This is a genomic window from uncultured Rothia sp., from assembly GCF_937976295.1.
In the GTDB taxonomy this organism is placed as follows: domain Bacteria; phylum Actinomycetota; class Actinomycetes; order Actinomycetales; family Micrococcaceae; genus Rothia.
This window is the reverse complement of the sequence record NZ_CALJRY010000034.1, coordinates 1-9,202: the sequence shown is the minus strand read 5'-3', so window position 1 is coordinate 9,202 and position 9,202 is coordinate 1. Positions and strand designations below refer to the sequence as shown.

The 9,202-nt window shown below is 58.0% G+C and carries 12 protein-coding genes; 2 read left to right on the top strand and 10 right to left on the bottom strand.

Going from position 1 to position 9,202, the window contains the following annotated elements; all coding sequences use genetic code 11:
• Positions 1–37: 37 nt before the first annotated feature.
• Positions 38–364, bottom strand: a complete 327-nt coding sequence (locus tag Q0216_RS00925) for an ATP/GTP-binding protein (protein ID WP_080562540.1) — start codon at positions 362–364, stop codon at positions 38–40.
• A gap of 43 nt (positions 365–407) precedes the next feature.
• The gene (locus Q0216_RS00920) at positions 408–872 is read right to left on the bottom strand and encodes a hypothetical protein (protein WP_294643023.1); all 465 of its coding nucleotides are present in this window, start codon (positions 870–872) and stop codon (positions 408–410) included.
• Positions 873–1,016: 144 nt separating this feature from the next.
• On the opposite strand from Q0216_RS00920, the gene Q0216_RS00915 reads away from it, so the two are divergent.
• Together Q0216_RS00915 and nucS are read left to right on the top strand one after the other, a co-directional pair.
• On the top strand, positions 1,017–1,424 hold the full coding sequence (locus tag Q0216_RS00915) for a hypothetical protein (RefSeq protein ID WP_298592186.1): 408 nt from the start codon (positions 1,017–1,019) through the stop codon (positions 1,422–1,424).
• A 56-nt stretch (positions 1,425–1,480) separates the two neighbouring features.
• A complete protein-coding gene (nucS, locus tag Q0216_RS00910) occupies positions 1,481–2,194 on the top strand; it encodes an endonuclease NucS (RefSeq protein WP_298592184.1) in 714 nt (237 codons plus the stop codon).
• A gap of 246 nt (positions 2,195–2,440) precedes the next feature.
• Here nucS and Q0216_RS00905 read toward each other — a convergent pair whose 3' ends face one another.
• The 8 genes from Q0216_RS00905 to Q0216_RS00870 all read right to left on the bottom strand — a co-directional run.
• Positions 2,441–2,698, bottom strand: coding sequence for an ATP synthase F0F1 subunit epsilon (locus tag Q0216_RS00905; protein ID WP_049354847.1), 258 nt, complete (start codon positions 2,696–2,698; stop codon positions 2,441–2,443).
• A gap of 2 nt (positions 2,699–2,700) precedes the next feature.
• Entirely contained in the window at positions 2,701–4,164 is a 1,464-nt protein-coding gene (gene atpD / locus Q0216_RS00900; protein ID WP_005507810.1) for a F0F1 ATP synthase subunit beta, read from the bottom strand.
• 56 nt (positions 4,165–4,220) lie between these two features.
• Entirely contained in the window at positions 4,221–5,162 is a 942-nt protein-coding gene (locus Q0216_RS00895; RefSeq protein ID WP_298592181.1) for a F0F1 ATP synthase subunit gamma, read from the bottom strand.
• Positions 5,163–5,237: 75 nt separating this feature from the next.
• Positions 5,238–6,863, bottom strand: a complete 1,626-nt coding sequence (gene atpA / locus Q0216_RS00890; RefSeq protein ID WP_298592179.1) for a F0F1 ATP synthase subunit alpha — start codon at positions 6,861–6,863, stop codon at positions 5,238–5,240.
• 187 nt (positions 6,864–7,050) lie between these two features.
• A complete protein-coding gene (locus Q0216_RS00885) occupies positions 7,051–7,863 on the bottom strand; it encodes a F0F1 ATP synthase subunit delta (protein WP_298592178.1) in 813 nt (270 codons plus the stop codon).
• Positions 7,863–8,420 (bottom strand): F0F1 ATP synthase subunit B, encoded by a 558-nt coding sequence (locus tag Q0216_RS00880; protein WP_049326923.1) that lies wholly within the window; start codon positions 8,418–8,420, stop codon positions 7,863–7,865. The genes Q0216_RS00885 and Q0216_RS00880 overlap by 1 nt, the downstream gene beginning before the upstream one ends.
• Positions 8,421–8,471: 51 nt before the next feature.
• Positions 8,472–8,675, bottom strand: a complete 204-nt coding sequence (gene atpE, locus Q0216_RS00875) for an ATP synthase F0 subunit C (RefSeq protein WP_005506461.1) — start codon at positions 8,673–8,675, stop codon at positions 8,472–8,474.
• 143 nt (positions 8,676–8,818) lie between these two features.
• The coding region (locus tag Q0216_RS00870) for a F0F1 ATP synthase subunit A (RefSeq protein ID WP_298592174.1) at positions 8,819–9,202 on the bottom strand (384 nt) is incomplete at its 5' end.

The following is a 9,202-nucleotide window of genomic DNA, read 5'->3' as shown; positions in this document are numbered from 1 at the left end:
CTTGGTCTTGGGTTGCACCTTATGTGCAGTGTTCAGCCTATTTACGGCGGGTTCGCCAGCAATGCTGATGCCAGTGCCTGCGCTCATCAATAGCGCGGCTACGGCCCATCGTATGGCTTTCTTGCCACACCACCAGATGCGCTGTTCTGGGCGGGATCGGGCGGTAGCATTCGGGGCAGGTGTAGGTTTTTTGGGCGTTGACGGCGGGAATGTATTGCACCAGCCAGTCACCGTATCGGTCACGTTCCAATCGGGGCGCAGGGTCGAGGATCCTGCTAATATCACGCCCTGCGGGTGCTTGACGGTGCCACTTATCGCTGGTGGTGCCGGATGCTCGCCTGCCGGGATGATTCTTACGTGCCATGAGCCCTATTCTACCGCGCCACTACCCATTCCAGTTTTAAAGGTTATACCAGGGTCTCGTCTAAAGGAGCATACTCGGTGAGGATAGCCTCATATGTATTGCCGTGAAGATTGCAAGAATCCATAACGTAAAAACAGCGCGAAAAATTTTTATCAAAAATATAGGCGTGCTCGTAGAAATTAATAGAATCCACGTCTTCTAAATCGTGCTGGATCTCGCTGCTGAGAGCAGTGAAGACAGGCAACTGAAGACCGTCATACACATAATGCCGCAGCACATAAAGCATTTGGTGAGGAAAAAGCTCACCCAGCCGGTGGGGGCGAACCAGCTGAGGCTGGCCGCTTTCGCATCCGAATGGTCGCTTATACGAGAAACTCACTGTATTTTCGTTTGAGTTATTAGGTGTTGAGCAGAGCATATGTCCTCTGAAAAAGACACGGATAAGACGCTGCACTACTTTTTCCGCCTCAGTCGCTTCTAATGGCTGACCATACGCAAAATCTTTCATAGCCTGCACTTTCTGATTGTTTCAAGTATTCGGTTTTTCTCACCGGGCTATCAGCGGCAAAGAAACAACGCTGCCCCCGCATACACTATAAAATACACTCATGTATCACCCACATCATGATGAGCGCACCTAGGAGAATGCCGCATGAAAGCTATTCTTGATCACTGGGTTGGAAACCGTAGCGAGGATACAGAGCACACCATCGTATCAACGGGGGAACTGCTGGCCTTGCTGAAACGTCTGGGCACCAACCACCACACCCTGCTCAGCCTGTATCATCCCAGTAAAGACCCCGATAACAACCACCTCATGATCGGCGGAGGTCCTCAACGGTATGTACTCACCGGATGTGAAGAGGGCACCATTCTAAACGTCAGAAACCCACAGATGAGTGACACAGCAACAGTTAAGATACTGGTGGGTGGGCAGCTGAGCCTCTTCACGGAACACGAATTAGTGACTCAAGAGCAGGCTTTTGAGTGTGCGGTACAGTATTTCAAGACTGGGTGTATCTCCCACGTGGGCCTACCCTACACATGGGAGAGACTATAAATAACCAACCCGCAGACGGCGTGTGCACAATGACCCACTACTGGTAAAGTGGACGGATGCGTATTGTCATTGCTGAATGCTCCGTAGATTATGAGGGCCGCCTCCGCGCCCACCTGCCCCGCGCTACCCGCCTGCTGATGGTCAAGAATGACGGCTCCGTCCTCATTCACTCCGACGGCGGTTCCTACAAGCCTCTGAACTGGATGAGCCCTCCCTGCTCCCTGCTGGTGGCTGAGCGCAAGGATGTTCCGCAGAGCATCCGTGAGGACCTGGAGTCCGATGTTCAGCAGCTGTGGACCGTTCAGGCGGCGAAGAGCGATGACCGCCTCATGATTCGTATCTACAAGATTGAGCACGAGCACGCCACCGACTTGGGTGTTGACCCCGGCCTCATCAAGGACGGTGTGGAGGCTGACCTGCAGCGTCTGCTTGCCGAGCAGATCCACACTCTCGGTGAGGGCTATTCGCTAGTGCGCCGCGAGTACCCGACCGCTATCGGTCCGGTAGACATCATGGCGAAGGATGCGCACGGCGTCTCCGTGGCGGTCGAGCTCAAGCGTGTGGGCGATATTGACGGTGTGGAGCAGCTGACCCGTTATCTGGAGCTACTCAACCGCGACCCGCTGCTGGCACCGGTGCGCGGCGTGTTTGCGGCGCAGACGATTAAGCCGCAGGCTCGTACCCTGGCTGAGGACCGCGGCATCCGTTGCGTGAGCCTGGACTACGACGCGATGCGCGGCGTGGACGACTCGGCTGACCGCCTGTTCTAAACGGCTCTCTGGTCTAAACGGCTCTCGCTAGGCGGCTACACATAGCTTGAGGGGCGCCTCCCGGTACATGGGAGGCGCCCCCTTTTCTATGCACACTGTCGTTCTGCGTGTGCTCTTTCTGCGCGCGCACTCTTCTGCACACACGACCTACCCCGGATACACCAATCGCCGGTGCCCCCTCCCCTTTCGGGGTGGAACACCGGCGAGGTGTACACAGCGGTCAATTCCCTGTACGGGGAACCGGCTTTAGATCTGTGCGTGCTTTGCAGCGATGGTCACGTGATCGTTCGAGACGGTCAAGAAACCTGCGTTGAGGATGGTCTTAATGGTCTCACCCTCAACAGGTTCAATGAGCAGCTCGCCGTCCTGTGCCAGCAGCGTGCAGGTGGGGATCATGCCCGGCAGGATGCCGAGGTCACCGCTGACGGAGCGTGCACGAACGTAGTTCGCTTCGCCAGTCCACACGACGCGTTCGCGGGAAACAACTTCAACTTTCAGAGCCATGATTACTTAGCTCCAGTCTGTGCCTTGATTTCCTCGTAGCGGCGCATAACGTCGTCCATACCACCAATGTTGTAGAACGCCTGCTCGGGGATGTGGTCGACATCGCCGTTGCAGATCATCTGGAAGGACTCGATGGTGTCCTTCAGCGGAACGGTCGAACCCTCGACACCGGTGAACTGCTTTGCAGTGTAGGTGTTCTGGGAGAGGAACTGCTCGATACGGCGTGCACGTGCCACGACGATCTTCTGCTCCTCGGAGAGCTCGTCCACACCCAGAATCGCGATGATGTCCTGCAGTTCCTTGTTTTCCTGCAGAATAGCCTTCACGCGAATTGCGGTGTCGTAGTGCTCCTGACCGATGTACTGTGCGTCCAGAATTCGGGAGGTGGAGGACAGCGGGTCAATTGCCGGGTACAGACCGCGCGATGCGATTTCACGAGAGAGCTCGGTGGTCGCATCCAGGTGCGCGAAGGTGGTTGCCGGCGCCGGGTCGGTGTAGTCATCCGCAGGCACGTAAATTGCCTGCATGGAGGTGATGGAGTGACCGCGGGTGGAGGTAATACGCTCCTGCAGCAGACCCATTTCGTCGGCAAGGTTCGGCTGGTAACCCACTGCGGAGGGCATGCGACCCAGCAGGGTGGAAACCTCAGAACCTGCCTGAGTGAAACGGAAGATGTTGTCGATGAACAGCAGCACGTCCTGGTTCTGAACATCGCGGAAGTACTCCGCCATGGTCAGACCGGTCAGTGCCACGCGCAGACGGGTTCCCGGGGGCTCATCCATCTGGCCGAACACAAGAGCGGTGTCCTTCAGAACGCCTGCTTCTTCCATTTCGACCCACAGGTCGTTACCCTCACGGGTACGCTCGCCAACACCGGTGAACACGGAGGTACCACCGAAGTTACGAGCCACACGGGTAATCATTTCCTGGATCAGCACGGTCTTACCCACGCCTGCACCACCGAACAGACCGATCTTACCGCCCTTGATGTAGGGGGTCAGAAGGTCGATGGACTTAATACCGGTCTCCAGCATTTCGGTGGAGCCTTCCAGCTCTGCGAAGCCGGGGGCGGCACGGTGGATCGGCCAGTAGGTGTCAGCCTTGATCTCGGAGTTCGGCACGTCAAGTGCGTCACCGAGAACGTTGAAGATGTGGCCCTTCACGCCGTCACCAACGGGGACGGAGATCGGTGCGCCGGTGTCGACTACAGCCTGACCGCGGACCAGGCCGTCAGTCTGCTGCAGGGAGATAGCGCGAACGATCGAGTCGCCCAGGTGCTGTGCGGTCTCGAAGGTGATGGTGCGGGTGCGACCGTCGAGGGTCAGCTCGGTGGTCAGAGCGTTGTAAATCTCGGGGACCTGACCGGCGGGGAACTCGACGTCGACCACGGGGCCGATGACGCGGGCAATACGACCCGTTGCGCCCTGAGTCGGTGCGGAGACCGATTCGTTGTAGGTGGCAGTCATATTTCTCACTTACTTAGAAAGTTTGGACAGTTGATGGCTTCGTTGGCGTACCGATACTAGGAGCCGAGGGCGTCTGCGCCGCCCACGATTTCGGAGAGCTCCTGAGTAATTTCCGCCTGACGTGCGTTGTTCATCAAACGGGTGTACTTGGTAATCAGCGTCTCAGCGTTGTCACCTGCGGTCTTCATCGCGCGCTGGCGGGATGCCAGCTCACTTGCTGCTGCCTGCAGGAGGCAGGAGAAGATACGGGATGCAACGTAGCGCGGCAGCAGCTCGTTGAGCACATCCTCAGCGGAGGGCTCGAACTCGAAGGATGCCGCCTGCTCGTACTCAGCCTTGGTCAGTTCCTGGTCGGGAACGATTTCCTCGCCCATAGCCTTTGCCTCAGCCACGTGGATGGGCAGCAGGCGCAGGATCTTGGGTTCCTGAACAACCATCGACTTGAACTCGGTGTACACGATGTGCAGTTCGTCTACGCCGCCCTCTTCGATGGGCGTGTTGTAGGCTTCGAGCAGCGCGTCACGAATTTCGACGGCGGTTTCAACGCGAGGTGCATCGGTGTGGCCTTCCCACGCACGAGCGTAGGGGCGCTCACGGAACTCGAAGTAAGCCTTTGCCTTACGACCAACCAGGTACAGCTGTACCTCCTGGCCGTTAGAGCGCAGCTTCTCAATCAGAGATTCGGTACGACGCAGGATAGCGGAGGAGTACGAACCAGCCAGGCCGCGGTCACTGGTGAGAACCAGGATTGCGGAGCGGTGGTGTTCGTGGGTTCCGAACTCGTGCGGCTTGTGAATCAGCGGGTGCTTGATGCCCTGCTGAGTCGCAACCGCAGTCACCACGCGGGTCAGAGCGTTCGCGTAAGGGCCGGCTGCCTGAGCAGCGTTACGAGCCTTGTTAATGCGGGAGGTCGCGATCATCTCCATCGCCTTGAAGATCTTCTTCATAGACGACGTCGAAGCAATCTTCTGTCGGTAAACCCTAATCTGGGCTCCCATAGAGCTTCCTTTCTCCTTGCTTTCTGCCCCGCCCCAGCCTCATAGCTGAGGCGGGGAGAAGGCGAGGACTAATCGCTAACCGATGGTTTCCTGAGTGATGTCGCTATCGCGAGCTGCCTTGTGCTCCTCGTGACCTGCGTCGACGAGGTGGCTGCTGCCCTCAGACTTGAAACCCTGCTTGAATTCAGCAATTGCGGTCTTCAGCGCGGCAACGGTGTCATCCTCAAGCTTGCCGGAGGAAGCGATATCGGTCAGTACCGAGGTCTTGTGACGCAGGTACTCGATGAAGCCTTCCTCGAAGCGCAGCACGTCGGAAACCTCAATGTCGTCGAGGTGACCGGAGGTACCAGCCCAAATGGAGACAACCTGCTCTTCAACCGCGTACGGGGTGTACTGCGGCTGACGCAGCAGCTCGGTCAGGCGAGAACCGCGGGTCAGCTGTGCCTTGGTTGCGTCGTCCAGGTCGGATGCGAACATTGCGAACGCTTCCATAGCACGGTACTGTGCCAGCTCCAGCTTCAGGGTACCGGAGACCTTCTTCATAGCCTTGGTCTGTGCGGCACCACCAACACGGGAGACGGAGATACCGACGTCGACTGCCGGACGCTGGTTAGCGTTGAACAGGTCGGACTGCAGGAAGATCTGGCCGTCAGTAATGGAGATGACGTTGGTCGGGATGAAGGCGGAAACGTCGTTTGCCTTGGTCTCAATAATCGGGAAGCCGGTCATCGAGCCTGCGCCCAGGTCGTCAGAGAGCTTAGCGCAACGCTCCAGCAGGCGGGAGTGCAGGTAGAAGACGTCACCGGGGTATGCTTCACGTCCCGGCGGGCGGCGCAGCAACAGGGACACAGCGCGGTATGCTTCTGCCTGCTTCGACAGGTCGTCGAAGATGATGAGGACGTGCTTGCCACCGTACATCCAGTGCTGGCCGATAGCCGAACCGGTGTAGGGTGCCAGGTACTTGAAGCCTGCTGCGTCGGATGCGGGAGATGCCACGATGGTGGTGTACTCCAGCGCGCCGCGAGTCTCAAGGGTGTGGCGGACAGCTGCAATGGTGGATGCCTTCTGGCCAACAGCCACGTAGATGCATCGAACCTGCTTGTTGGGGTCACCCGAAGCCCAGTTGTCCTTCTGGTTCAGAATGGTGTCGATCGCGATAGCGGTCTTACCGGTCTGGCGGTCACCAATGATCAGCTGACGCTGACCGCGACCGATCGGAATCATCGAGTCGATTGCCTTCAGACCTGTCTGCAGCGGCTCGTGAACCGACTTACGCTGGGTCACGCCGGGAGCCTGCAGCTCCAGTGCGCGGCGACCTTCGGACTCAATGGGACCCAGGTCATCGATCGGGTTACCGAGGGGGTCAACAACGCGACCGAGGTACGCGTCGCCAACGGGCACCGAGAGGACCTCACCGGTGCGGTGTACAACCTGGCCCTCTTCAATACCGGTGAAGTCACCCAGGACAATCACACCAATATTGCGGGTATCCAGGTTCTGTGCGAGGCCGAGGGTGCCGTCTTCGAAACGAAGCAGCTCATTCGCCATAACCGAGGGAAGGCCCTCGACACGAGCGATACCGTCGGAGGCCGATACAACTCGACCCACCTCAACACGTTCTGCATTGCCGGGTTCGTAAGACGCTGCAAACTCGTTCAGCGCATTACGGACATCTTCGGCATTGATGGTCAGTTCGGCCATCTTGTGTCCCTGCTCTCTCATTGTGGTTGCGTTCCGTCAACGGAACCAACCGAAACTTGCAATTCGGGTTGAACGGGCGGGCAATGCCGCCGCTTCTGTAAAGGAGGCATCAGCCACGCACCCGCTACCCGAGGTATCTTCTAAATCACCGTTGCGACGAACGGTTCAGCGTCGCTAGCTTGAGCCGCTAGCCGATGGAACGAGTCAGGTCGGACATGCGGGTCTCGACGGTACCGTCGATCACCTCGTCGCCCACCTGAACACGCAGACCGCCCAGAACGGCGGGGTCCACCGAAACGTCGAGCTTCAGCTCACGGCCGTACACAGCGTTGAGTGCGCGACCGAGACGTTCAAGCTGTGCCTGCGACAGCGTAATCGCGCTAGTTACTCGCGCAATGTAACGGTTCTGTCGCGTGACGATGATTTCTGCGAACTCATCGGCTACCCGTGCAGCGTGACGGCCGCGGGGGTTGGAGCCAACTCGTTCGAGCAGAAGCACACCTTCGGCGGTGGTGGCGGGGCCACCGAGCGCCACGGCGAGCTTCTTCTTTGCTTCTTTGCTTGCCTGATGGTCGGACAGCGCTTCCTGCGCCTGAGCGTTGGAATCAACGGTACGCACAAAGGTGAGTAGTTCGTTGAGCACCTCGTCCAGGGCGTCCACGCCACCGCGAGACTGAGCCGATGCGGTCACGGCGAGCACTGCTGCACGCTCCAGGGCGTTCGCCAGATCAGCATCATCAGACCAGCGCTGAGCCACCGCACTGGTGAGCACAGCCATAGCCTGAGAAGAGATCTTGCCGCCGAAGACGGTGTTAGCGATACCCTGACGTGCTGCTGCATCACGCGAAGAATCGGTGACAGCACGGCGCAGGGTGCCGTTGTGGTCGAGAATATCAACCACAGCGAAAAGCTCGCTCGCCAGGTTCAAAGGCTGCAGGGAAGCGTGAGCTTCCAGCACCTCTTCCACCTTGCTCAGTGATTCAGTAGATACTCCTGCCATTACCGAGCCGCACCTGCGTTCTGCTTCTCGGTTTCAAGGTCAGCAAGAAAACGATCTACCACACGGGCCGATCGCTCATCATCGTTGAGGGCTTCGCCCACAATCTTGCCGGCAAGGGTCGTAGCAAGAGTGCCAACCTCGGAACGGAGGGACACTGCTGCTGCCGCACGCTCTGCCTCGATAGCCTTTGCTGCATTATCGCTAATGCGCTGAGCCTCAGCGGTTGCACGCTCGCGAGCATCGGCAATGATTGCCTCGCCCTCTGCGCGTGCCTCTTCACGAATCTTCTGAGCCTCCAGTCGAGCGCTTTCGAGCTGCTGGGTGTACTCATCGCGAGCCGCTGCAGCCTCTGCCTGTGCCTTCTCGGCCTTGGCAAGGCCACCTTCGATTGCTTCCTTACGGTCCTGGTAAATCTTCTCGAACGCCGGGACAACGTACTTAGCAACGATGTAGTAGAGGATCAGGAATCCGATGAGGGTAATGACAATTTCCCCGACGTCGGGAATCAGGGGGTTCGAAGTTGCCTCCGCTCCCCCTTCGCTTGCCAGATAAATCATGGAGGGAATCCTGTTCTATGGGATGGGTCGTTTAGGATGTGGCAGAGCCGGTTACTTGATGAAGACGAGAACCAGGCCCAGAATTGCCAGTGCCTCGACCAGTGCGAAGCCCAGGAACAGCATGGGCTGCAGGGTCTTCTGGGACTCGGGCTGACGAGCAACGCTGGTCATGTATGCCGCGAAGATCAGACCCACGCCGATGCCGCCGCCAATAGCTGCCAGACCGTAGCCAACCGCAGTGATGGAACCAACCATTATTTTTCCTTTCAACAGTGTTCGACCGGGAGCATACCCGGACCGAACAGAGTTTGATTTGAGTTAATAGCCCGCACAGTGAACGTGTGGGTTGCTTTATTCACGCCCAATGACGAACGCGAAAACCTAAAAAACTAGAGAGTTTAGTGTCCCTCGGAAACCGAGCCCTGCAGGTACACAGCCAGCAGCAGAGCGAACACATAAGCCTGGATGCACTGAATCATGAATTCCAGGAAGTACAGGAACAGGCCCAGAGCACCGGGAGCAACAGCAGCCAGGTAGCCGATGCCACCCAGAGTCTCAACCATGTAGGTCACCATGCTGGCTGCAACCATCAGCGCCAGGTGACCACCGAACATGGTCGCGAAAAGACGCAGTGCGTGAGTTGCGGGACGAATCAGCAGGTTCGAGAAGAACTCGATCGGAATCAGGATGGGGTAAATCCACACCGGCAGACCCGAAGGCATGGTGATGTCCTTGAAGAAGCCACCCAGGCCCTTGCGCTTGATACCAACACCAACCCAGGT